Source organism: Hymenobacter arcticus (assembly GCF_054779975.1).
This window is the reverse complement of the sequence record NZ_BAAGXF010000024.1, coordinates 15,803-39,564: the sequence shown is the minus strand read 5'-3', so window position 1 is coordinate 39,564 and position 23,762 is coordinate 15,803. Positions and strand designations below refer to the sequence as shown.

At 61.1% G+C, this 23,762-nt stretch carries 19 protein-coding genes; 15 read left to right on the top strand and 4 right to left on the bottom strand.

All coding sequences use genetic code 11. The annotated features are described in order from the left end of the window. Positions 1-79 precede the first annotated feature (79 nt). Positions 80-1,639 carry a DUF4139 domain-containing protein gene (locus tag ACYVGC_RS23540; RefSeq protein WP_460586294.1) on the top strand — a complete coding sequence of 520 codons (1,560 nt, stop codon included), beginning with the start codon at positions 80-82 and terminating at the stop codon, positions 1,637-1,639. A gap of 34 nt (positions 1,640-1,673) precedes the next feature. Here the strand turns inward: ACYVGC_RS23540 and ACYVGC_RS23535 are convergent, their stop codons facing one another. From ACYVGC_RS23535 to pnuC, 3 genes are read right to left on the bottom strand one after another with little or no spacing between them, the layout of a single operon-like run. Beyond that, complete coding sequence (locus ACYVGC_RS23535) at positions 1,674-2,558, bottom strand: aldose 1-epimerase family protein (RefSeq protein ID WP_460586293.1); 885 nt, start codon at positions 2,556-2,558, stop codon at positions 1,674-1,676. Positions 2,559-2,569: 11 nt separating this feature from the next. Further along, entirely contained in the window at positions 2,570-3,103 is a 534-nt protein-coding gene (locus ACYVGC_RS23530; RefSeq protein ID WP_460586292.1) for an AAA family ATPase, read from the bottom strand. Positions 3,104-3,125: 22 nt separating this feature from the next. Next, the gene (pnuC, locus tag ACYVGC_RS23525) at positions 3,126-3,779 is read right to left on the bottom strand and encodes a nicotinamide mononucleotide transporter family protein (protein WP_460586291.1); all 654 of its coding nucleotides are present in this window, start codon (positions 3,777-3,779) and stop codon (positions 3,126-3,128) included. 52 nt (positions 3,780-3,831) lie between these two features. On the opposite strand from pnuC, the gene ACYVGC_RS23520 reads away from it, so the two are divergent. The 6 genes from ACYVGC_RS23520 (at position 3,832) to hrpB (ending at position 10,971) form a co-directional block, all read left to right on the top strand. Further along, positions 3,832-4,155: a rhodanese-like domain-containing protein gene (locus tag ACYVGC_RS23520; RefSeq protein ID WP_460586290.1), complete on the top strand. Its 324-nt coding sequence runs from the start codon at positions 3,832-3,834 to the stop codon at positions 4,153-4,155. A gap of 72 nt (positions 4,156-4,227) precedes the next feature. Continuing rightward, positions 4,228-5,136 carry an SMI1/KNR4 family protein gene (locus ACYVGC_RS23515; RefSeq protein WP_460586289.1) on the top strand — a complete coding sequence of 303 codons (909 nt, stop codon included), beginning with the start codon at positions 4,228-4,230 and terminating at the stop codon, positions 5,134-5,136. Between the two features lie 127 nt (positions 5,137-5,263). After that, positions 5,264-6,025, top strand: a complete 762-nt coding sequence (locus tag ACYVGC_RS23510; protein ID WP_460586288.1) for a YqjF family protein — start codon at positions 5,264-5,266, stop codon at positions 6,023-6,025. A 107-nt stretch (positions 6,026-6,132) separates the two neighbouring features. Then, positions 6,133-7,491: an AAA family ATPase gene (locus ACYVGC_RS23505; protein WP_460586287.1), complete on the top strand. Its 1,359-nt coding sequence runs from the start codon at positions 6,133-6,135 to the stop codon at positions 7,489-7,491. Next, complete coding sequence (locus tag ACYVGC_RS23500) at positions 7,470-8,183, top strand: RloB family protein (RefSeq protein WP_460586286.1); 714 nt, start codon at positions 7,470-7,472, stop codon at positions 8,181-8,183. Before ACYVGC_RS23505 ends, ACYVGC_RS23500 begins: the two co-directional genes overlap by 22 nt. 73 nt (positions 8,184-8,256) lie before the next feature. Further along, positions 8,257-10,971, top strand: coding sequence for an ATP-dependent RNA helicase (gene hrpB / locus ACYVGC_RS23495; protein WP_460586285.1), 2,715 nt, complete (start codon positions 8,257-8,259; stop codon positions 10,969-10,971). A gap of 107 nt (positions 10,972-11,078) precedes the next feature. Here the strand turns inward: hrpB and ACYVGC_RS23490 are convergent, their stop codons facing one another. Continuing rightward, positions 11,079-12,194 carry an SGNH/GDSL hydrolase family protein gene (locus ACYVGC_RS23490; protein WP_460586284.1) on the bottom strand — a complete coding sequence of 372 codons (1,116 nt, stop codon included), beginning with the start codon at positions 12,192-12,194 and terminating at the stop codon, positions 11,079-11,081. Positions 12,195-12,400: 206 nt separating this feature from the next. Between ACYVGC_RS23490 and ACYVGC_RS23485 the strand changes: the two genes are divergently transcribed. The 8 genes from ACYVGC_RS23485 (at position 12,401) to ACYVGC_RS23450 (ending at position 23,739) form a co-directional block, all read left to right on the top strand. Then, the gene (locus ACYVGC_RS23485) at positions 12,401-13,234 is read left to right on the top strand and encodes a Rossmann-fold NAD(P)-binding domain-containing protein (protein ID WP_460586283.1); all 834 of its coding nucleotides are present in this window, start codon (positions 12,401-12,403) and stop codon (positions 13,232-13,234) included. Between the two features lie 187 nt (positions 13,235-13,421). Continuing rightward, complete coding sequence (locus ACYVGC_RS23480) at positions 13,422-14,273, top strand: FRG domain-containing protein (RefSeq protein ID WP_460586282.1); 852 nt, start codon at positions 13,422-13,424, stop codon at positions 14,271-14,273. Positions 14,274-14,965: 692 nt separating this feature from the next. Then, the gene (gene guaB / locus ACYVGC_RS23475) at positions 14,966-16,444 is read left to right on the top strand and encodes an IMP dehydrogenase (protein WP_460586281.1); all 1,479 of its coding nucleotides are present in this window, start codon (positions 14,966-14,968) and stop codon (positions 16,442-16,444) included. Between the two features lie 207 nt (positions 16,445-16,651). Next, on the top strand, positions 16,652-18,757 hold the full coding sequence (locus tag ACYVGC_RS23470) for a PP2C family protein-serine/threonine phosphatase (RefSeq protein WP_460586280.1): 2,106 nt from the start codon (positions 16,652-16,654) through the stop codon (positions 18,755-18,757). Between the two features lie 21 nt (positions 18,758-18,778). Beyond that, entirely contained in the window at positions 18,779-19,108 is a 330-nt protein-coding gene (locus ACYVGC_RS23465) for an STAS domain-containing protein (protein ID WP_460586279.1), read from the top strand. Between the two features lie 86 nt (positions 19,109-19,194). Continuing rightward, positions 19,195-19,614 carry an ATP-binding protein gene (locus ACYVGC_RS23460; protein WP_460586278.1) on the top strand — a complete coding sequence of 140 codons (420 nt, stop codon included), beginning with the start codon at positions 19,195-19,197 and terminating at the stop codon, positions 19,612-19,614. Between the two features lie 244 nt (positions 19,615-19,858). Continuing rightward, entirely contained in the window at positions 19,859-22,249 is a 2,391-nt protein-coding gene (locus ACYVGC_RS23455) for a peptidylprolyl isomerase (protein WP_460586277.1), read from the top strand. A 98-nt stretch (positions 22,250-22,347) separates the two neighbouring features. After that, positions 22,348-23,739, top strand: a complete 1,392-nt coding sequence (locus ACYVGC_RS23450; RefSeq protein ID WP_460586276.1) for a peptidylprolyl isomerase — start codon at positions 22,348-22,350, stop codon at positions 23,737-23,739. Positions 23,740-23,762 lie beyond the last annotated feature (23 nt).

The following is a 23,762-nucleotide window of genomic DNA, read 5'->3' as shown; positions in this document are numbered from 1 at the left end:
GCGGCTGCTGAATTATTACATTAACTAAATTTTGTGATGCAGCTTTGCGGCACTGGCTTTTCTGGCCGGTTTGCCCTTTATGCCCCATCGCTACCTATTACTTTTTCCGGGCCTGCTGGCGGCCCTCATGGGTGCGGCCCAAACGCCCCGCGTAACCGTGAAGCCGCCGCTCACCCGCGTCACGGTGTACCTCAACGGTACGGCGCTTGAGCACCAAGCCCCGGTGACGCTGGCCGCTGGCCTCAACCGGGTGCTGGTGAGTGGCCTCTCGCCCCGCCTCGATGCCGATGCCATGGAGGTGCAACTGGGCGACGGCGCCGAGCTACTGTCCATTGACGAAGACGACGAACAGGCCCCGGCCTCGGTAGCGCTCAACCCCACTGCCGTCGATAGCCTGGCACGCGCCGAGGCCGAGCAACACACCTTGGAAGGCGAGCTGCAAGGCTTGCAGCAGGAAAAAGCCTTTTTGCTGGCTAATCAGACGCTGCCCTCGGGCACCCAGGCCAACTGGAGCGCCGAGGTGCAGAAGGGGGCCGCCCTGATGCGCACCCGCCTGCCCATCATTCAGCAGGAAACCGACCGCCTGCAAAGCCGCTTGAGTACGCTCAAAACGCAGGTGACACAGCTCGGCCCGCGGGCCAATGAGCGGGGCGATGGCGACCGGCAGGTGCTGGTGGTGCGGGCCGCCCGCGCCGGCAGCGTAGCCCTAACGGTGCACTATTACTTAGCGGCGCGCTCCCCGTGGCTGCCCCGGCTCGATATTCGGGCCAATGAGCGCGGCAGCGAGGTGAAATTTATCACCCACGGGCGGCTCGCCAACCGCTCGGGGCTGCCTTGGCAGCGCGTGCGGGTGGTGCTGATGCGCTACGCCGTAGACGATGTATCGCGGCCCGACCTACAGCCCTGGGAACTAGACTTTAGGGGTGGCGACCATAGTGGCGAGGGCCGCGTAGACGAGTTTGTGGTGAAGGGCACCGCCAAGGGCCGCCCGGCCGTGGTGACGCAGGGCGTGCGCTACGAAGTGCCCGAGCTAGTGACGCTGCCCGCAAATGGCCGCCGCGAGCTGACACTGCCCGCCGTGGCCCTGCCCGGCCGCCCCGAATACCTGGCGGTGCCGCGCGTGTCGGAAAACGTGTTTTTGCAAACCAAAGTCTCGGGCTGGGAGGGCTTGCAGCTGGCCGACCACGCCCGCGTGTTTCACGATGGCGTGTTTGTAGGAAATACCGACCTTGATGAGCGCGCCTACAACGACTCGCTCGAAGTGGCCTTGGGCCATGACCCCTTGCTGGTAGTGGGCCGCGCCAAGCTCGAAGATTTTAGCGGCAACGTGCCACTGAGCGACAAGCGCCGCGTGCGCCTGGTATACGAGCTGAACGTGCGCAACAACCACCCAGAAGCCGTGCGCCTGCGCCTGCTCGACCAGGTACCCATTTCCGAGGAAAAGGAAATTAATGTGAAGGTGCTCGAAATGAGTGGGGCGCAGCTCGACGAGCGCAGCGGCAAGCTCACCTGGCTGGTGGCGCTGCCACCCGGCACCAGCCAGCGCCTGCGCTTCACTTTCCAGGTCGATTACCCCAAGGATAAGAACGTGGAAATAATTAACCACCGGGTGCATATCTCCAACCCGAAGTTTCGATAACACCGACTGGCGTGCTTTTTACTACACTCAGGACTTACCCAATCTCAATGGTATAGCTGGTATCGAACATCTGGCTGGGCGCTAGGGTCAGAATGCCTTCTTTGTCGCGCAACTCCTGAGGCTGGCCCACGGGGCTGGCCACGCCCTGCCAGGGTTCAATGCACACAAACGCCGCGCCGGGGCCTTTGGTCCAGAGGCCGAGGTAAGGAAAGCCGTCGAACTGCATGCGCACGAAGGGGCCGGTTTTGTCGGCTTTTTGCAGCGTGAGGCGGGTGAAATCGAACTGGTCGAACACCAGCGCATCGTCGGCAAACAGCTCATAACTCAGCGGTAGCGCAGCTTGCTGAGTGAGTACGGGTGCAGTTTCGCCGTTGCGCAGGCCGCTGGCTAGCAGATGGCGCTGCAAGGTGACGGGGTGGTCGAAGTGAAAGGCGTAGTCGCCAAATTGCTCGCCCGCCGCGGGCTGCAAGGGGCACACAAACGCCGGATGCGCGCCGATGCTGAACAGTAAATCCTGGCTGGCGGCGGCGGGGTTGCGCACGTGCCAGCCCACGGTGAGCACGCGGCCGCGCAACTCGTAGCGCACCCGCAGCTCAAACTCGAATGGGTACACCTGCTTGCTGGCCGCGCTGACCATTAGCTGCAAGGTGAGGCTGTGGGCGTCTTGCTCGATGAGCCTAAACTCCTGGTCGCGGGCGAAGCCGTGCTGCGGCAATTTATACGCTTGGCCGTCATGCAGATACGTGTCGCCGGGCAGCTTGCCCACGATGGGGAACAGCAGCGGCGCGTGGCGGGCCCACTGCGCTGGGTCGGCCTGCCAGAGGTGTTCGCGGCCGCTGGCCAGGTCGGTGAAGCTGGTGAGTTCGGCGCCGTGCAGGGCTATTTCGACGTGGGCGGTGGCGGAGGTGAGCGTTGGCATAAAAACAGCGATTAAGTAGAGAGGGCGAGCAGGACATCGACGGCCGCCTGGGCAGTGGCCAGGCGCTCGGCCGGGGGCCCGCTAATGCTAACGAAAGGCCACTGCCGCCGGACTAATTCGAGCCGATAAAGGTCGTAAAAGTGCCACCGCTGGGCCGGGTCGGGGTGTTCGCGCAGGGGGTCGGGCGTCCAGGGCAGGTCGGGGGCCAGCAGGAGGGTGAGGGCGTAGCGGGGCTTTTCCAGCTCGGCCAGCACCCAGGCTGGGCAGGTGCCAAACGCATTCTCGGCCCAGATTTTAATCACCAGCAAGTCGGTATCGCAAAAAAGCAGGCCGTGGCTCGGCACTACCGGCAGCTCCTCCTCGGCCAGTTGGGCGCGGGCAATCAGCTCCAGGTCGGCCAGGGTGTAGGCGGGGCCGTGGGCTTCGAGGTACTCGCGGGCGTATTCGGGCACGAACAGCGTGTGGTAATGCGCCGCCAGCTGCGCGGCCAGGGTGCTTTTGCCCGCCGACTCAGGGCCCGTAATAGAAACTCGCAAAATACTCATTTACAATTACTTATTTAGCATCCTAATTTTCGCCCGTTGGGGTAGCCAGCGGCACGCTGGGCTTTTTGCCCAGGTCGGCGCGCCACTGCCAGTAGCCGTAGGCGGCCAGCGCCAGGTACAGGGCGTAGAGTAAGCTGGTGGGGTACAGGTGCTTCACCCACAGGATGGGCACGTAGATAATATCTACCAATATCCACAACCACCAGTTTTCCAGACGCTTACGCATCAGCAAAAACTGCGCTACCAGGCTCACGCCCGTGGTAAAGCTGTCGAGGTACGGGAAAGCCGAGTCGGTGTGGTGGGCCAGGTAGTAACCGAAACCCAGCGTGTAGGCCGTGGCGAAGGCCACCGCCAGCGCCCACTCGGCCGGGGAGGTGTACGTGACGGCCAGCGGGGTTTTGCCCCGGCCCCCAAACAGCCACTCGTACCAGCCATACACGCTGAGCGCGATGAAAAGCCCCTGCAAATTGCGGTCAGAATACAGGGCCGCCCGGTGGTAAATAGCCACGTAGAGCAGGCAGCTGACAATGGCCACCGGAAAATTCCAGAGCGACTCGCGGGCCGCCAGCCACACGCAGGCAAAGCCCGTGAGCACCGCCACCCACTCGAGCGCGGTGGTGGCGCGCACGGCGGCCACGATATCAGCCGAGAGGCTGGCAAGGGTAAACAGTAGCATAACGAAGGCACAAAAAGCCGCGCAAGGTAGCCGGCCGGGGTACTTTTGCGTGATGCTGCCCGACCTCACCCCTGCCGATTTGCACGCCCGCCTGGCCGCCGGCGAAGATATCCAGCTCGTTGATGTGCGCGAGGAAATGGAGTTTGACTACTGCCGCATTGCGGGCAGTGTGCTTATTCCGCTGGGCGAAATTCCGCGCCGCGCCGCCGAAATCCGCACCACTGGGCCGGTGGTGCTCATCTGCCACCACGGCGTGCGCTCGGCACAGGCACTGGGCTACTTGCAGCACCGCCTGGGCCGTGAAAACCTGCTTAACTTAAGAGGCGGTATCGACGCCTGGAGCCTTCAGGTAGACCCGAGCGTGGCAGTTTATTAAACTGCACATTTACTGATAATTATCTTTGCTACTCAGTAGAGCAAGCATCTTTAATCCACCTACCCAATCTGCATGAATATCACTGCCTGGGGTACCACAACCGCGCCGGAACTGGCGGCTTTCGAGGAGGAAATAGGATTTGAGCTGCCCGCCGACTACCGCCAGTTTTTGCTGCAAACCAATGGGGCTAAGGTGAATAACCAGGTTTTTTTCGTGCGTGATTTGACGCAGGATGTGCTGATGCATATCTTTTTCGGGCTTACTAACCTCGAATCGGAATCACTCACGCTGGATTATTGGCTGCAAGAATACCAGGATGAGATAGCGGAAGAAACGCTGCTAATCGGCAGTGACCCAGGCGGAAATTTTATACTCTACACCGTTTCGGGCGAGGACCAGGGCATCTACTACTGGGACCACAATAACTTCCTCTCCCCGCATACCGCCAAAGGGTCCCCTAACACGTTTCGGGTGGCATCGTCCTTCACCGAGTTTTGCGGCTTGCTGACTGATTATAAGTGGCAGCCAGCTGTGGTATCAGCCACCGAGCAGCTGCAAGAAAATGAGCGCGCCCTGCAAGAATTGACGCAACAGCTGGGGCACGCGCTGCCGCCCGACTACCAGGATTTCTTGCGGCAAGCCGACAACTCAGCATTAAACAAGCGGTCCTTTTCCACCAAGCAATTAGGCAAGCAGCTTAAAATCAAGTATTTGTTTGGTATCAATCAACCCGAGCGCACGCAGGACGCCCGGTTTTGGCTGCGGGAGTACCGGGAGGAGTTGGAGCCCGCAACCTTGGTTATTGGCAAGGCTACCAGCAACGGGCTACTCCTGTACATTGTCACTGGCGAGGACCAGGGCGTTTATTTCTGGGACTGCAACCAGCAGTTCCCCGAGTCGTCGGAGGAAGAAGGCGACACCTATTTCCTGGCCGATTCCTTCGCCGATTTTTGCGCGGGGCTTACCGCGGCGGCGGCCTAGATAGTATCTTTTACGTTGGTAATGGTGCGGTTTTTTGCCCGGCTATGTTAATAGGTCAGCTGCCGCGGCCACTGGGTTGGCGGCGTACCCTTTGGCGCATCCTGCCTTCGCTCTAGCTTCCCTGCCTATGTCCTCCCCCACCCTCCCGGGCCGCCTGGCCCTGCGCGACCGCCCCGCCGACCGGCCCCTCATGCACCAGGAGTGGGGCGACCTGCTGTTTATGCACTGGCCCGTGCCGGCCGAGCTCATTCAGCCGCACCTGCCGGCGCGCCTGCAAGTGGATATCCACGATGGCACGGCCTGGCTGGCCGTGGTGCCGTTTCGGATGTGGGACGTGCGCAGCCGCGTGACGCCTCCCGTGCCCGGCGTGCGCGAATTTTTGGAGCTCAACGTGCGCACCTACGTGCACCTGGATGGCGTGCCGGGCGTGTGGTTTTTTTCGCTCGATGCCAGCAATCCGCTGGCGGTGTGGGCGGCGCGCACGTTTTTTCACCTGCCCTATTTCCGGGCGCGGCTCAGCCTAGCCCGCCCCGCTGCCGACCAGCTGCACTACACCGGCGACCGCGTGCACAACGGTGCGCCCGCCGGCCACTTTGACGCCACCTGGCAACTGGGCGCGGCCCTGCCGCCCGCCGAGCCGGGCTCGCTGGCGTTTTTCCTTACCGAGCGCTACGCCCTGTACGCGGCCGGCGGCCAGGGCCCGGGCCGCGGCGAAAAGCTGTATCGCGGCCGCATTGCGCACCAGCCCTGGCCCCTGCGCGCCGCCGAGCTGCTGCACTACGACTCCGACCTCATCGAGGGCCACGGCCTGCCCACGCCAGTGAGCCCACCCATTCTGCACGCCGGCGGCCCGCTCAGCGTGGACTTGTGGCGCTTGCAGCGGGTGTAGAAGCCAACAGCTAACACTAGGCGCAAGAACACTGAGACCAACTGGCGATAAACGCAGTTTTTAACACGAACTAGTGTAGTTTTGAACAAAAACCAACAACAAGCGCCATGTTGCTCGAATTTAAAGTCACCAACTTTCGGTCGGTTTGCGAAGAGCAAATACTAAGCTTGCGTCCTGAACCCAAACATAAAGATATACCCACTAACGTACTAACGCGTGGCAAACACAATGCACTCAATGCTTTAGCGCTTTACGGACCTAATGATAGTGGCAAAAGCAACCTATTGGCCGCCATTAGTCAACTAGATGCCTTGATAAGCAGTTCGACTAAAGGCTCTTCAACAGACCTGCTACCTTACGACCCTTTTTTGTTGCGCCAAGGCTGGGAGAAAAAACCGACTGAATTCGAAATAACTTTTATTGTTAACGATAATCGTTACCGTTATGGGCTGGCCTATAATGCCACTGAGGTTGTGAGCGAGTGGCTCTACCGTAAAAGCATAGGTCGTGAGGTACCACTATTCGAACGCGCAGGAGATACTATCGAAACCAAGCCAGGGCTAGAAGCTAAACCCGCTGTGCTATCAGGTGCTATTGAGTCAACCCGACCTAACTCACTGTTTCTATCGTGGTGCGACAGCTATAATGTGGCCGAAGTGAAACAACTGAGGCAGTGGTTTACCCGCCTGCGTTCAGTAGATGGGCTGGACACCCACTTTGAGGGCATGGCTACTGCCGAGATGCTACATGATTCCACCCTGGCTAAACCTATACAGGAGTATCTAACCTCATTGGGACTACAGGTGCTTGGTGTGGAGGTAGAACGTATTCAATTTGAGGAGAAGCTTCTTCCCATTAATCTGCCGAAAGCTATGCGGCGAGAAATGCTGAAAACTTTACAAGGTGCCACCAAATCGGTAGTAATGGCCACGCATCAAGTGTACGATATAAAGGGGCTGCCTACTACCCATACTCGCAGTTGGGAATGGGAGGACCGTGAATCGGCTGGAGCCAAGAAAGCACTTGAACTAAGCGGCCCTATCATATGGACGCTGGCTTATGGCGGCGTGCTAGTAATTGATGAGATTGAGGCTTCCCTGCACACACAACTCACCCAGAATACGGTCAATCTATTTCTTAATCCGGCCACCAATACTCAGGGGGCCCAATTACTCTTTGCCACGCATGACACTAACCTACTGACTTATCTTGAATTACGACGTGACCAGATTTGCTTTGCGGAGAAAAATAATTGGGAAGGTACCGAGACCTACGCTTTATCAGATTTTCAATACCTACCTCTGACTGGTAACGGTAAGCGGAATGATAAGGCTGCTGGCTTAGAACGCCCTGACACTGATAAAGAAAAACGTTATCTTGAAGGCCGCTATGGAGCCATTCCGGCCAGCGCTGATTTTCAACGTTTTGTAGCACAACACACTGCATGGCCAACGCCGGTAAAGTAAAAAGTCGGCGCGGCCGTACTCCTGCAGAGGATAAGCGTCCCGTGCGCTGGCGTCAGTATCAACACATAGTGCTGATTGTGTGTGAAGACGAGGCTACTGAAAAGCTTTATTTTGAAACAGCATTTCCCGACCTGCCCGAGAATACGGTCTTCGTGCAGTCTATCGGCACAGGCCGCGACCCCATGGGCGTGGCAGAGCAGGCTCTTATTGAACGTGCAGCACTTCGCCTAAAAGCCAAGAAGGAGGTAGATGAAGTATGGCTTGTTTTCGACAAAGACGACGCTGACCGCGAACCGGGCAAGCTAGAACGTTTCGCACAGGCCCTACAGTTGGCGGAGAAAGAAAATATGTACTTGGCCTTCAGCAACGAAGTATTTGAGTTGTGGCTGCTATTACATTTCGTAGAAGTAGATGCCACTGTGCCGCTAACCCGCGCAGAGATATATAAACAGTTTGCGAAAGCTCTAAGTCCACATTCTTCATTTACCACCACTGGTTACGACCACAAAAAGAGCAAAGGGGCTGCTGTGTTGAAAGCAGTATCTGAATTAGGCGACAAGGCTCAAGCCCATTTCCGTGCTGAGGCGTTGCTAGCGGCTCACGGCGAAAAGCCTTTGCTAGAAACTAACCCCAGCACCCGCGTTCATTTACTGCTACAGAGTCTACAAGGCTGGGTAGAATATTACCAATAGCTCACTTTCGTACGTCTGCTACTCAATCAATCTACTTTATGGAAGGAATAATATCGGCGACCTTTATGAGCTAATGCTTCCACCTTTCCCCAATTTACCCGTCGTAGCTGCGCTGCCCGAGCTGCTGGCGGCCCTGGAAAACCACCCGCGCGCCGTGCTCGAAGCGCCGCCCGGCGCGGGTAAAACCACCGTAGTACCGCTGGCCCTGCTGGCGGCCGCGTGGCGCCCCGCCCACCAGAAAGTACTGGTACTGGAGCCGCGCCAGCTGGCCGCCCGCGCCGCTGCCGCCCGCCTGGCCCAGCTACTGGGCGAGCCCGTGGGCCGCACCGTGGGCTACCGCGTTCGGCTCGACAACAAGGTATCGCAGGCCACGCGCATTGAGGTAATTACGGAGGGCATTCTGACCCGGATGCTGCAAGACGACCCGGCCCTGGAAGACGTGGCCTGCGTGGTGTTTGACGAATTTCACGAACGCAGCCTCAATGCCGACCTCGGCCTGGCCCTGACCCTCGATGCCCAGGCCGTGCTGCGCCCCGAGCTGCGCATCCTATTAATGTCGGCCACCTTAGAGGCGCAGCGGCTGGGGCAGTGGCTACCCGCGCCGGTGGTGTCGTCGGCGGGCTTCCTGTTTCCGGTGGAGACAATTTACCTCGACCCGCGCCGGGCCGCCGCCCTGCCCAACAAGCCCGGCGAGCGCCTGGCCGAGCTGGTACCCGCGCAGGTACGCGCCGCCCTGGTCGCCCACGCCGGCGACGTGCTCGTGTTCCTGCCCGGCGTGGCCGACTTGCAGCGCGTCGATAGAAAATTGGGCAACAGCCTGCCGGCCGATACCGACCTGCACCTGCTGCACGGCGAACTGCCACTCGACGCCCAGGACGCCACCCTGCGCCCCGCCCCAGCCGGCCGGCGCAAGGTTATCCTAGCCACCAGCATTGCCGAAACCAGCCTCACCATCGAGGGCGTGCGGGTGGTAATTGACGGTGGCTTTGCGCGCGTGCCGCGCTTTGCGCCGCGCACCGGCTTCACCTCGCTCGAAACTGTTCCCGTAGCCCGCGCCGCCGCCGACCAGCGCCGGGGCCGCGCCGGCCGCCTCGCTCCCGGCACCTGCTACCGCCTCTGGACGGAAGCCGAGCACCACAACCTACCCGCTCACCGCCCCCCCGAAATCCACACCGCCGACCTCAGCGGCCTCGTGCTGGAGTTGGCCCTGTGGGGCGCCACGGACCCCACCAGCCTACGCTGGCTCGATGTGCCGCCCGCCGCTGCTGTAGCCCAGGCCCGGGAGCTATTGGTGCGGCTGGGGGCGTTGACAGAGCAGGGTGGAATTTTAAGGCAAGAGGGTAAAGGGGTAGAAGAGGATGAGGAAAAGGGAGTGCAAGCCGGAATAATTACCCAACTTCCTTCTACCCCCTTACCCTCCCACCCTCCTAGCCCAACAACTAAGCCCACCGCCCACGGCCGCCAACTGGCCAAGTTGGGGTTGCCGCCGCGCCTGGGCCACCTAGTGGTGCGCGGCGCGGCGCTGGGCCACGGCCCGGCCGCCGCCGCACTGGCCGCCTTGCTGGCCGAGCGCGACCTGCTGCGCTGGGCCACCCCCACCGACCCGCGCCCCCTGCCACCCGACCTGCGCCTGCGCCTCGAAGCCTTCGCCACCGGCCGCGCCCCGCTGCCTGGCTTGGCCTTGCACCACGCCACCCTCCAACGCGTGCGCGACGTGGCCCGCCACCTGCAAAGCCGCTTGGGCTCTAAGCAAGAGACTTCCCCCATTCACTCCTTCACCAATGCACCCGTAGGCCTGCTCACCGCGCTCGCTTACCCCGACCGGCTGGCCCAACGCGAGGCCCCCGACCGCCTGCGCCTGGTAACCGGCCAGCGCGTGAGCCTGCGCACCGAGGACGTGGACCCGCAGGCCGATTTTTTTGCCGTGGCCCACCTGGCGGGCGCGGCCGGCGCGCCCCGCGCTACCCTGGCCGCACCCCTCGACCGCGAGGAGCTGGAGTTGGCTTTCGGCGAGCAGATTACCACTACGGAGGAAGTGCGCTTTGACCCCGCCACCCAGCGCGTAACGGGCCGCCGGGTGCGCCGCTTGGGCGCGCTGCTGCTAGCCGACAACGCCATGGGCCAGCCCAATGCTGAGCTGGTAACCCAAGCCCTGCTAGGTTACTTGCAGGAAGCGGGGCTCGACAAGCTGCACTGGACACCTGCTGCCCGCCAGCTGCAACAACGGCTGGAGTTTTTGCGGCAGTTGCTCGCGCCGCCTGCTGCCACCGACTCAGCCGCCATCGAGTGGCCAGCTTTCGATGAAGCTACCTTGCTCGCCGACCTACCCACCTGGCTAGGCCCGCACCTGGCTGGCCTCAAAAGCCTCGACCAGGTGCAGCGTCTCGACCTCTACGAGCCGCTACTGGCGCGGCTGCCCGGCGGCTGGGCCCAGCGCCAGGAGCTGGACCGCCTCGCCCCCGCCACCCTCGAAGTGCCTAGCGGCTCGCACGTCACCCTCGATTATGCCGACCCTGCCGCGCCGGTGCTGGCCGTGAAGCTGCAAGAATTATTTGGCCTCACCGAAACGCCCACCGTGGCCGGCGGCCGAGTGCCGCTGCTGCTGCACCTGCTGTCGCCGGGCGGGCGGCCGGCGCAGGTAACGCGTGACCTGCGCAGCTTCTGGGAAAAGGGGTATTTTGAGGTGCGCAAAGACCTGAAAGGCAAGTATCCTCGCCATCCCTGGCCCGACGAACCCATGAAACACATTCCAACTAAGCTCACTAAAAAGCGGCTCGGAACGTCCTAGAACTTCTTATGCTGGCACAAGAAGTTCAGAAACTAGTACAAAAATAGTTGTGCTAGTATTAAAAATAAGTCATTCGTTATAAACGCAACTTGCTTTTATATAGCAACTTACTTCAACAGCTTTTCGAAGAAAGGGGCTAATTCTTTAGCCAGAATGGCGTGGTCCTCTACATTGGGGTGGCCGCTGCATCCGTGGGCAGTCATGGGCTGGAAGAAATAAACGGCCACGGGTTTAGCCGCTGGGTAGGCGGCGTCAGTCTTGCTTTTAATGGCGGTCAGGCAGTTTTGCAGGGTGGCGCGGCTCTTGCCCGAAATCATGGGACTGCTCAGCAGCGCGATGCGCGCCTGGGGGTATTTCGCTTTTACGAGCTGCACAAACTGCGCGTAGCTCGTTACAAACCGGACGCTGTCGAAGGGCAGGCGGGTAGTTTTGCCGTCGCCGTTGCTGAAATCGTTGGTGCCCAGCGCAATGCTGACCACGGCCGGCGTGTAGGTGGCGAAGTTCCAGCGCTGCGAATTGGCCGCCTGAAAATCGACCTTCTCGTACACCTGCGGCATGGTAGGGCCGTCGCTGTTCCAGTTGCGGTAGGCCCCAATGCCGCTCACGCTGCTCAGCAAAAAATTGGCGTGCAGCGCCCGGGCCACCCGGGGGCCGTAGGCTTGGTAGGCGTTGTGCTGGTCGTGGTAGTCGCCGGTGCCGCAGGGCACTTCTGAGGGGTCGGCGGCCGCCCCGCACGTGATGCTGTTGCCAATAAACTCGATGAGTGGAGCCGTGGGCGGACGGAGCGCTTTGATGTTATTGGCGCTGATTTTTTGGATGGCAATGGGGCCGGTGTGCGCCTCGGTGGCTTTGTAAATCCACACGGTATGCCGGCCCGCTGTGGGGGCCGTGAGCACCAGCGGCGCGGCCGAAGTGCCCTCCACGCGCAGGCGCTTTTGGTACACGCCATCTAGCTCGTACTGCAAGTAGTTGTGCCCCTGGCCCGAGGGCAGCGCGGCAAAAATGCGGCACTCCCGGCCCTCAAAGCTGAAGCCAACGTGCGCCGCCGAGCTTATCAATTCGAGCTGCTGGGCGCGGTTGAGCAGCGAGCGGCCCAGCGGCTGCAAAGCATTTGCTGGTAAAGTATCAGTGCTTTGGGTGGCCACGCGGGCGGGGGCACAGGCCAGCAACAGGCCGCCGGTCACCAGCAGCAGGCCATAGCGCACGCTCTTCTTAGTTAACATACTGATTTAGTTGATTTTACCTACCCAATTCACCGGGCGCTCTATTCAAATGTAGCGCCTAGTGCCAGGCAGGTCCCAGCGGCCCCGCCTCCTCGAAAGCCGCCGCAGCTTCAGAAAACTCACCCGCCTTTCGGGCGGCGGCAAACATTAGCGGCGGCTCCAACGTCTTAGCGCCACTGTTTTCTTGTTTTTAATTTGACTTTCCCATGACCAAGCATTGGTTTATTACCGGCGTCAGCACCGGCTTTGGCAAGCACCTCGCCGACCTGGCCCTCGCCCAGGGCGATAAAGTAGCCGCCACGTTCCGCAAGCAAGCGCAAGCCGACGAATTCACCCAAAAAGCCGGCGCTAACGGCATCGGCCTGGTGGCTGATGTGGCCGACGAAGCCGCCGTGAAGCAGGCCGTGGCCACGGCCATCGACAAGCTGGGCCACCTCGACGTGGTGGTGAACAACGCCGGCTACGGCTCGATGGGCCCCATAGAGGAGATTGACGATGCAGAGGTGCAGCGCCAGTTCGACGTCAATGTGTTTGGGCCGCTGCGGGTTATCCGGGCGGTGCTGCCACACTTGCGCGCGCGCAAGAGCGGGCACATTCTCAATATTACCAGCATCGGGGGGCTTAAAACGTTTCCCGGCGTGGGCATTTACCACGGCTCCAAGTTTGCCCTCGAAGGCATTGGCGAGAGCCTGGCGCAGCAGGTAGGCCCGCTGGGCATTCACGTGACCAATGTGGAGCCCAGCGGCTTCCGCACCGACTGGGCCGGCCGCTCGGCCACGTTTGCCCAGCCCAAAATAGCTGACTACAACGACACGGCTGGCAAGAATATGGCTGCAATCCAAGACTACAGCGGCAAGCAGCCCGGCGACCCCGAGCGCGCCGCCCAGGCCATGTTTGACCTCGTGCGCATGGAAAACCCGCCCGTGCACCTGCCCCTGGGCAAAGCGGCCGTGAAGGGTGCGCTCGACAAGTTTACGGAGATTAAAAAGGAAATCGAGCAGTACGCCCACATCGGCAACGGGGCCGATTTTCCGACCTAACGCTTCGCAGTAAGTAATTCAGCCGCACCTAAAGAACGTCAGGCTGAGCTTGCCGAAGCATCTCGCTCGCGCCGTTGGGGGAAGTAATCCAACGAAGCGAGCGAGATGCTTCGGCAAGCTCAGCCTGACGTTCTTTTTTCATTCGAATAGCCCAAGCCACCCCAGCCCCTAGCCGTACCTTCACTCTATGCCCACTGCTACCCCGCCCGCCGCCAACGACTTCGAAGCCCAGAGCTGGCAGCACCTGCAAGACTTGCTTTTCCACGACACCTGGGATGCCCGCCTGGGACGTTACCGCTCGCCGTTTGTGTACCGCGGCATGCGCAGCTTTGGCTACACGCTCAGCACCAGCTTGCAGCGGCTGGGCGGCAACTACGCAGCTTTGGAGCACCACTTGCTGCGCAACTTCCGCAAGTATGCCCGCGACACTACCACCCCGCCCAGCGCTACCGTGTGGGACTGGCTGGCCCTGGCCCAGCACCACGGCCTGCCCACCCGCCTGCTCGACTGGACGTACTCGCCCTACGTGGCGCTGCACTTTGCCACCGACGACCTGCACGCTTACCACCAGGACGGTATCATCTGGGCCCTCAATTACGTGAAGGCCGCCGAGCACCTGCCGCCCGCCCTGCGCGACGCGCTGGCCACCGAAGGCTCCAACGTGTTCACTACCGAGCTGTTAGCACCTACTGTGCCTAGCCTGGGCAGCCTGGGTAGCTTGCAGCCCGAGCCGTTTGTGCTCTTCCTGGAGCCGCCCTCGCTTGATGCGCGCATTGTGCACCAGTACGCGCTATTCTCGCTCATGAGCACCCCCGAGGCCACGCTGCACACCTGGCTGGCCCAGCGCCCCGAGCTCTATTTCCGCATTCGCCTGCCGGCCCGCCTCAAATGGGAGGTGCGCGACAAGCTCGACCAGGCCAATATCACGGAGCGGGTGCTCATGCCGGGGCTAGGCGGCCTCAGCAGCTGGCTGCACCGGCACTACTCATCGGCGCAGGGCCGCCCGGCCACCGGCGAAGGTGCCGAGCTGCCTGGCTAGTTTCCGCCATTCGGTAGGTGGGGGCGTGCATTCAGCGAGAATACTTGTGCACTGAGCGATTCTTTTGGTGTTGCTACAGGAGTTTAATGTTAATTTTGTATTGTAAATGTTAAGAAGCTGCTTACCCAGCACGCAGAAAAGCGCTTCTTAACTGGCTCAGGCAGCGGCACTTAGTGCCGCGCTCGGGCTACCAGCATCGCACCGGGCTTACCTGGGCAAAAAGTTTGGTTTTCTTGTGGAAAAGGAACCTGTTGGAAAGGCTCGCCCCGCTTGGGACGAGTCTTTTTTTTGGCCCAACGTGCAAGCGCCGCTGCCTGATACAGGCAGCGGCGCTTAGGTTTTATGTGGCTCGGTAGCTTGGCAGGGCACTAGTAGCGCCCAGGGCCGGGGCCGCGGCCATGGTAGCCGCGCGGGCCTCTTGGCCCCCGGGGGCCGCGGTCGTGGTCGTGCACCACGCACGAGCTAAGCGTGAGGGAGCCGAGCAAAACAAGCGGCAGGACGCGCTGAAGCAATACCTTAATCATAACAGTAATTGGGAAGGTGAAAGAAGAGAGACAGTACTCGTATGGTTCTTAAACGTGGTTGCCACGGGTATCGTTAGCCAGTTAGTCGAGGTGTTGCCGTTCTCCATCGTGGTTTTGCGCCGTATATTTGCCTGGCAATAAGGTTTTCTACTCAAACCCCCTGTTGCTATGGCCGACCACGCCACCCCCAAAATCGCCTTCGAGGCCCTGACCTACGACGACGTACTACTGCTGCCCGCTTACTCGGAGGTGCTACCCCGCGACTGCGACCCCGGCACCCAGCTCACCCCCCGCATCCGGCTGCACCTGCCCCTCATCTCGGCCGCCATGGACACCGTGACCGAGGCCGACATGGCTATTGCGCTGGCCCAGGCCGGCGGCCTCGGCATTGTGCACAAGAACATGAGCATTCACAGGCAGGCCGAGCAGGTGCGCCGCGTGAAGCGTAGCGAGTCGGCCCTCATTCAGGACCCGTTTACGCTGCCGCCCACCGCCACCCTGGCCGATGCCCGCCAGCTGATGCGCAAGCACAACATCGGGGGCATTCCGGTAGTGGAAGCCGACCGCCGCCTGGTGGGCATTCTCACCAGTCGCGACCTGCGCTTCGAGAAGGATTTCAACGCCCTCGTCACCACCGCGATGGTACCCCTCGACCGCCTCGTAACCGCCCCCGCCGGCATCGACCAGCGGGCCGCCGAAGACATGCTGCAAGACCGCAAGGTGGATAAGCTGCCCCTCGTGGACGCCGAAGGTCGCCTCACCGGCCTGATGACCTACAAAGATATCCGCAAGCGCCGCCGCACGCCGCACGCCAGCAAGGACGGCCAGGGCCGCTTGCGCGTGGGGGCCGCCGTGGGCGTTACCGCCGACCTGCTCCAGCGCGTGGCCGCCCTCGTGGAGGCCGGCGTAGACCTGGTGAGCCTCGACACGGCCCACGGCCACTCGAAAGGCGTGCTCGACGCCGTGCGCGCCATCAAAGCCGCGCACTCCAACCTGGATGTGATGGCCGGCAACGTGGCCACCGCCGCCGGGGCCAAAGCCTTGGCCGACGCCGGGGCCGACTGCGTGAAGGTGGGCATGGGCTCGGGCAGTATCTGCACCACGCGCATCATCGCCGGCATTGGCATGCCGCAGTTCTCAGCCGTGCTCGAAGCTACCCGCGGGTTGGCCGGCACCGGCGTAACGCTGGTGTCCGACGGCGGCATCAAGTTTTCGGGTGACATTGTGAAGGCGCTGGCCGGCGGGGCCGCCGCCGTGATGGTGGGCTCGCTGCTGGCCGGCACAGAGGAATCGCCGGGTGAGCTCATCATTTACGAAGGCCGCAAGTACAAGTCCTACCGCGGCATGGGTTCGCTGGAGGCCATGGAGGACGGCTCGAAGGACCGCTACTTCCAGGATGCCGAGGACGATGTGAAGAAGCTCGTGCCCGAGGGCATTGTGGGCCGCGTGCCCTTCAAAGGCAGCGTGAGCGAGGTGCTCTACCAACTGGCGGGCGGCCTGCGCGCCGGCATGGGCTACGTGGGTGCCGCCGACCTGGCCGCGCTGCAAGCTGCGCAGTTTGTGCGCATCACCGGGGCCGGCCTGCGCGAAAGCCACCCCCACGACGTGCAGATTACCCGCGAAGCGCCCAATTACTCGAGCCGCTAACCTGAGCAGTAAGCAGTTGTCCCTCAGTCATAAGCAGCACCAGGATGCTACTTATGACTGAGGGACAACTATTTAGGAGCAAACAATAGTAGGCGGGCCGGACCTGGCACGCTTCTGCGTAGTTTTGTGCTTTGCGTTGGCTGGCCAGCTGGCAGGCGTTGGGAGGATGGGCCGCTTCGCATTGTTCTTGCCTTCGATTACCACACTATGCCCATATTTCGCCACGCAGCTTGGCTGATTATCCTGGCGGTTGGCTGCTGGCTGGTGCTGCTACTCGGCACGCTCAGCCAGGGCCACTCCATCCTTGGCCTGCCGGCCGACTGGCCCCGGTGGCTGCTGCTGCTGGCGCAGGGCGGCTTTGCGGCCAGCGTGTTTATGTACGCTCGCGTGCAGCCCAATCCGCTGGTGGGGCACGGCTTTTTACCCCTGCTCAAGCGCTTGTTCTGGCGCGGGCTGGTGCTCACCATTTTACTGGTGAGCGTGCAAACGCTGGTGCAGCTGGCGGCCGCGCGCAAGCTACCGTTGCCTGGCGATGCCACGGCCGCGGTGGGCTACACTGTTAGCCTAGCGCTGTTTATTGTGCTCCTCGCCCAAACGCTCTACATCTGGCGGGCGCTGGTGAGCTTTAGAGGGGGCGCGCGGCTCCAACGCGAGTGGCTAGCGTTTGAGCTGCTGCTGGGCGCGATGTTGCTAGTGCAGCTATTTGTGTGGCAAGCACCTGATTTTCTACGAGTTGGCATAGTTACCGGATTGGGCTTGTTTGGAGTGTACCTGAGTGGCCACCAGCGCTGGGTAGCTTACCTCAGCCAAGGCCAGAAAGCCCAAGCTATTATGCTGCAACTGGGCATTTTAGCTTTCCTCTCGGCCTTTCTGTTTTATCTGCGTGGGGCCCAGGCCAACCCCATTATTGTGGTACCGCCTACGCAGCAGGCCTTTTTAGTACTGACTTCTTTTTTTGCGGTTTTTTATGCCGTGGCGGGCTTGCTGGTCACGCTTTTCAACCTGCCCATTGCGGATGTGTATGAGCAGCGCCGGGCCGAGATTTTGAGCTTGCAGCAGCTCAGCCAGATTATCCAGCGCGGCCAAACGGCCCCCGAAATCTACCAAGCGCTCTTTACCTCGGCCGTGCAAACCATCCGGGCCGACGCCGGCTTCCTCGATGCCCAGCTGCAACCCACTGAGCACGTGAGCCCGCTGCCCGCCCCGCTGCTATATGAGCTGACGACCGCCGACCGGGCTGCCATGAAGGCACAATTGGTAACGCTACTGGCCGAGAACCAAACCGAGCTCATCGACAACGATGTGGCACACTCGCAGCGCCTGCCCGGCCTCAGCCAGCCCTACGGCTCCATGGCTATGCTGCCCCTGCGCAGCCTCACGCACGACTACGGGGTGCTGGTACTGCTCAAAAAGGAGCAGGCCGGCTTCGACCCCGAGGACCTGAGCATTCTGCACACCTTCACTACCCAAACTGTACTCAGCCTCGAAAACCTCCAGCTGGCCCAGGAGGCGCGCGTCAGCCAGAGTGCGCAGGATGAGCTACGCATTGCGGCACTCGTGCAGGAGCGCCTCATCCCCAAGCACTTGCCTACCGACAACTGGTTTGAGATTGCCACCTACGCTCAGGCGGCCAAGGAGGTGGGCGGCGACTTCTACGACTTCCTGCACCTGCCGGGCCAGCAGCTGGCCGTGCTCATCGGCGACGTGTCGGGCAAGGGCGTGACGGCGGCCTTCCACACGGCCCAGATGAAGGGTATTTTTCACGCCCTCATGCAGCCCAACCCACTGGCCAAAAAGGACCGCGACCGCTACCCCGACCCCCACCGCTTTATGGTGCTGGCCAACGAGGCCCTCACGCACTGCCTGGAGCGCTCGTCGTTCATCACAGCCTCTTTTTATCTCATTGATTATGAGGCGGGTGGCTTCAGCTTTGCCCGCGCCGGGCACTGCCACACGCTTTACTATCACTCTATTAAAGAGGAGGTTAGCTACTTCCAGAGCGAGGGCCTGGGGCTGGGCATTTTGCGCAATGCCAGCTATGGCCGCCACGTGAAAAACCAGTTTTGGGATTACAACCCCGGTGACGTGATGGTGATTTACACTGACGGCATTCCGGAGGCGCGCGACGGCGACGGCAACGAGTACGGCGAAGACCGCCTGGCCCGCATGCTGGGCGAGTCGTTTTACCAATCGGCCGAGGAAATAAATCAGCACATTCGCCGCGACGTGCAGGAATTCAGCAAGGGCCTGCCCCTGCACGACGACCAGACGCTGCTCGTTATCAAGTTCAAAGCCTCCCAACCCCAGGCCTAGCTACCCCGTATGGGGCCTATTATGAAAGTAACCGCTCAACCAGCTGACACCACCCTCACCCTGCTCCTCGATGGGGAGCTGGACGCCTCCTCGGCCGTTGTACTCGATACTGAACTCAACAAACCCGAGCTGCTCAACTACAAAAAAGTACTGATTGATTGCCAGAAGCTTAGCTATATCTCTTCGGCTGGCCTGGGCGTATTTATCTCGCATCTGCAACGCTTGCAGGATGCCAGAGTAAAGATGATTTTCTTTAATATGCAAGAAAAAGTATTCAACGTATTCGAAATTCTGGGCCTTGACTCGTTGATGACCATCGTACCTACCGAACAAGAAGCCCAAACTGCTTAATTCAGTAAGTGAGTAAATGAGTAGGTGGGTAAATTGGCAACCGCCAGACTTACTCGTTTATTCACTTACTCACTTTCCCCTCTCCCATGCAAGACCGCATACGCATCAGCTGCTCGCGCCAGAACCTCCAGCAGGTGCGCGACTTCGTGCGTAGCTTTTTGCTGGCGGCTCATCGTAGTGACTTGGTAGTGAATCAGGTAGTGTTGGCCGTGGATGAGGTAGTAGCCAACTTCATCATTCACGCCAATGGGGAAGACGCCAGCCAGTTCCTGGACCTGCTACTGGTACTAGCCGACCACCACCTCGACATCGAGATTGAGGACCACGGCAGCACGCTGTTCCTGCCCTTGGGAAAAGTGGCTAATCCCGACCTGCGAGCCTACATCCAGCAGGGCCGCAAGGGCGGCATGGGCATGGCGCTGGTATCGCGCATTATGGACCAGGTAGAGTTTTTTGAGCGCAATTCGCACACGGTGTGCCACTTGAGCAAAACGCTTGCTTCCTGAGTCTTTACACTTCTCTTGCATCCGCCGCGGGCGGACGGCCCCACGGTCGTCCGCCCGTGTTTTTTGGGGCTTGCTCCGCTCACAAGGCTGGCTCCAATGCGGAGCTTAGCCGTTGGCTGGTCGGTAGCGCCCGCTGGCTTCGGCGCTCAACCAGTCTTTTCTTCGTAAAATTGCACCAGCATTGTGCCTGAAGCGTTGCGTTTTGCCTTGCAACCTTAACTGGGCCGGTTCCCTTCTTTTCTCTATGCACTCCCGCCTCCCGTTGGCCGGTGCCGCTGCTGCCACGCTGCTCCAGCTGGCCGCCTGCCAAACCAGCAAGCCGACTACTGCCTCGACTACCTCCGCCAGCTCGGCGCTGGCCACGGCCACCGGGGCCGCGCCAGTGGCTACCGGGCCCGCCATCGAAACGCTGGGCACCTACCCGGTGTCGGCCCGCGAGTTTGCCTACGTTTATAAAAAGAACAACAGCACCGCGCCCGACTATGGCACCCGCGCCGGCGTGACGGACTACCTCACGCTCTACACCAACTTCCGCCTCAAGGTGCTCGACGCCGAGAAGCAGGGCCTCGATACCACCCAGGCCTTCCGGCGCGAGCTCGATGGCTACCGGCAGCAGTTGGCCCAGCCCTACCTCACCGAGAAGAGCGTGACCGACCAGCTGGTGCACGAAGCCTACGACCGCATGAGCCAGGAGGTCAACGCCTCGCACATCCTCATTCGGGTGGCGCCCGACGCCGCCCCGGCCGATACCCTGGCTGCCTACCAAAAAGTGGTGGCCCTGCGCCAGCGCGTAACCGGCGGTGAGGACTTTGGCACCGTGGCCCGCGCCACCAGCGAAGACCCTTCGGCGGCCGAAAACGGCGGCAAGCTCGGCTATTTTACCTCCATGCAGATGGTGTACCCGTTTGAGTCGGCCGCCTACCGCACGCCGGTGGGGCAGGTGAGCCAGCCCATTCGCACGCGCTTCGGCTACCACATTATCAAGGTGAATGACCGCCGCGCGGCGCAGGGCGAAATCAAGGTGGCCCACCTCATGGTGCGCGTGACGCCCCAGGCCCCCAAGGCCGACTCGGCGGCCGCCCACAAGAAAATCAACGAGCTGTACGCCCGCCTGCGCAAGGGCGAAAACTGGAACAAGCTCGTGGCCCAGTTTTCGGAAGACGCCGGCTCGGCCCCCAACGGCGGCGAGCTGCCCGCGTTCGGCACCGGCCGCATGATTCCCTCGTTTGAGGAAGTGGCCTTTAAGCTGCAAAAGCCCGGCGAAATTGCGCCCCCAGTGCAAACGCCCTACGGCTGGCACATCATCAAGCTAGTGGAGAAGCAGCCCCTGGCCGCCTTCGCTGCTATGGAGCCCACGCTGAAAAGCAAGGTGGCCAAAGACTCGCGCTCGGAGCTTAACCGCGCCGCCTTCCTCAAGCGCGTGCGCCAGGAAGACCAGTTTGTGGAGATTCCGGCGGCTAAGACCCTGGCATTTGCCCAGGCCGATACCGCCCTACTGAAAGGCCGCTACAAGTTCAACCCCGCCACTATGACGGCCAGCGGGGCCAAGGCCTCGAAAGCCACCAAAAAGGCTGGCGGCGACAAGCTGCCGCTCTTCACCATCATGGGCAAGCCCTACCCGGTGGCCGATTTCCTGACCTTTGCGCAGCAAAACCAGCGCCCGCGCCCCACCGCGCAGCCCGCCTTTGCCATGCAGCAGCTCTACGACCAGTACGTGGACCAGAGCCTGACCGAGTTCGAGAAAGCCAGCCTGCCCACCAAGTATGAAGACTACCGCATGCTGGTGCAGGAATACCGCGACGGTATCCTCCTCTTTCAGCTGATGGACAGCAAGGTATGGAGCAAGGCAATTGAGGACACCGCCGGCCTCAAGAAGTACTTCATGGCTAATCAGGCCAACTACCAGTTTGGGCAGCGGGTGCGCGGCACGGTTATCTCAGCTGCTTCGCCGCAGCTGCTAGCTAAGGCCCAGCGTGCGTTGCCAGCCGGCCGCTACTCTGTGGCGGGCAAGGCCGGTTCGGCGCTCGTGCACTTCCAGCTGGGCACCGCCACGCCAGCTAACACCGGCGGCTCGGCTGTGCTTGACGACGTAGCCCGACGCATGGCCCAGGACACGGCCCTCTCGGTAACCGTAGCCGGCCACATTCGCCGGGGCGAAAGCAAAGCACTCGCCCGCCAGCGCACCGACGCCGCCATTGACTACTTAGCCAAAACCGGCAAAGTGGAGCGTCGCCGCCTCATGGCGGCTACCACCGGCGCGGCCACTACGGCTACTGGTGATACGCGCCTGACCTTCGCCAGCAACTCAGCCAGCGCGCTGGAAGCCAACCTCAACCAGCAAAATCCCCTGGCGGTGCAGATTCAGCAGCGCATTTTTCAGAAGGGCGACAACAAGGTGATGGACGATTACCTCACTCAGCCCGTGGGCACGTACAAAATGAAGCGCGACGGGCGTTACTACGCCGTGGTGGTGCAGCAAAACCTACCCGCCGGCCCCAAGGCCCTCGGCGATGCCCGCGGCCAGGCCACCAGCGACTACCAGAACTACCTCGAAAAGCAGTGGATTGAGCAACTACGCCAGCAGTACCCGGTGAAGGTCAACGACGCCGAGGTGAGCAAGCTCATTACCAAATAAGTGCTTATACCTGGCTTCGAGCCGAATTTTCTACCCGCCACTTCACGTTATTGCCGGGCGGGCGGCAACCCTCTACCGTCTTCGTGCCTCTCTATTTTATGCAACGTATCTCCCGGCGCCTAGCCTCCCTTTCCTTATTCGTGCTCGGCGCCATCTTGGCGCTGCCGCAGGCCAGCCACGCCCAGCTCGGCATCAGCCGCGCCACGGGCCAGCAGATACTCGACGGCATCATCGTAAAGGTGGATAACCAGATTATCCTGCGCTCCGATGTCGAGAGTATCATGGCCCAGGAACAGTCGCGGGCCCAGGGTAAGCCCTTGCCGCCCGACCTGCGCTGCAAAATATTGCAGAGCCTGGTACTCAACAAGTTGATGATTGCCCGTGCCGAGGTTGACTCCGTGACCGTGACCGATGCCCAGGTGGGCAGCGAGCTCGACCGCCGCATGAACTACTTCGTGCAGCAGGTAGGCTCCGAAAAGAAGCTGGAGGAAATGTACAATAAGCCCGTGCGCGCCCTCAAAGAGGACCTGCGCGGCCAGGTGCACGACCAGTTGGTGCAGCAAAAAATGCAGGAGCAGATTTCGGGCAAGGTAGCCGTGACGCCCCGCGAGGTAAAGGACTACTTCGACAAAGTGCCCAAGGACAGCATTCCCTACTTCTCCACCGAGGTGGAAGTGGGCCAGATTGTGATTCCGGCGCAGGTCAACGACCAAGCCAAGCAGGCCGCCATTGCCCAGCTCAACGACTTGCGCGGCCGCATCCTGGCTGGCGAAAGCTTCGAAACCCTGGCCAAGCAGTTTTCACAGGACCCCGGCTCGGGCGCACAAGGTGGTTACCTGGGCTTCTTCAAAAAGGGCGAGCTGGTACCCGAGTACGAAGCTGCTTCGCGCAAGCTGGAGCCCGGCCAGATGTCGCCGGTGGTAGAGTCGCAGTTCGGCTTTCACCTTATTCAATTCATTGAGCGTAAGGGGGATTCGTACTCCACACGCCACATTTTGCTGAAGCCCGCCACCGGCACCGCCGATGCCAGCGTGGCCGCCACCAAACTCACCCGCCTGCGCACCCAGATTCTGAAGGACAGCATTTCCTTTGCTAAAGCGGCCAAGGATTTCAGCACCGACAAGGGTACCAGCGGCAACGGCGGCCTGCTCGCCAACCGCCAGGACGGCGGCTCGCGTATGCCCCTCGACAAGCTTGACCCGGCCATCTTCTTCATCATCGACACTATGAAGGTGGGCCACATCACCCCGCCCCTGCCCTACCGCACCGACGACGGTAAGGAGGCCATGCGCATTCTCTACCTCAAGAGCAACATTCCGCCCCACCAGGCCAACCTGCTCGACGACTACCAGAAAATATCGCAGGCTGCTCTTACACAGAAGAAAAATCAGGCACTCGATGCGTGGTACGAAAAGAACCGTGGCACGGTATACCTGGAGGTAGCCCCCGAATATACGCAGTGTAAAGTACTCACGGCCAGCACGGAATAGCTATTGTTTGACCAAAAGAACGT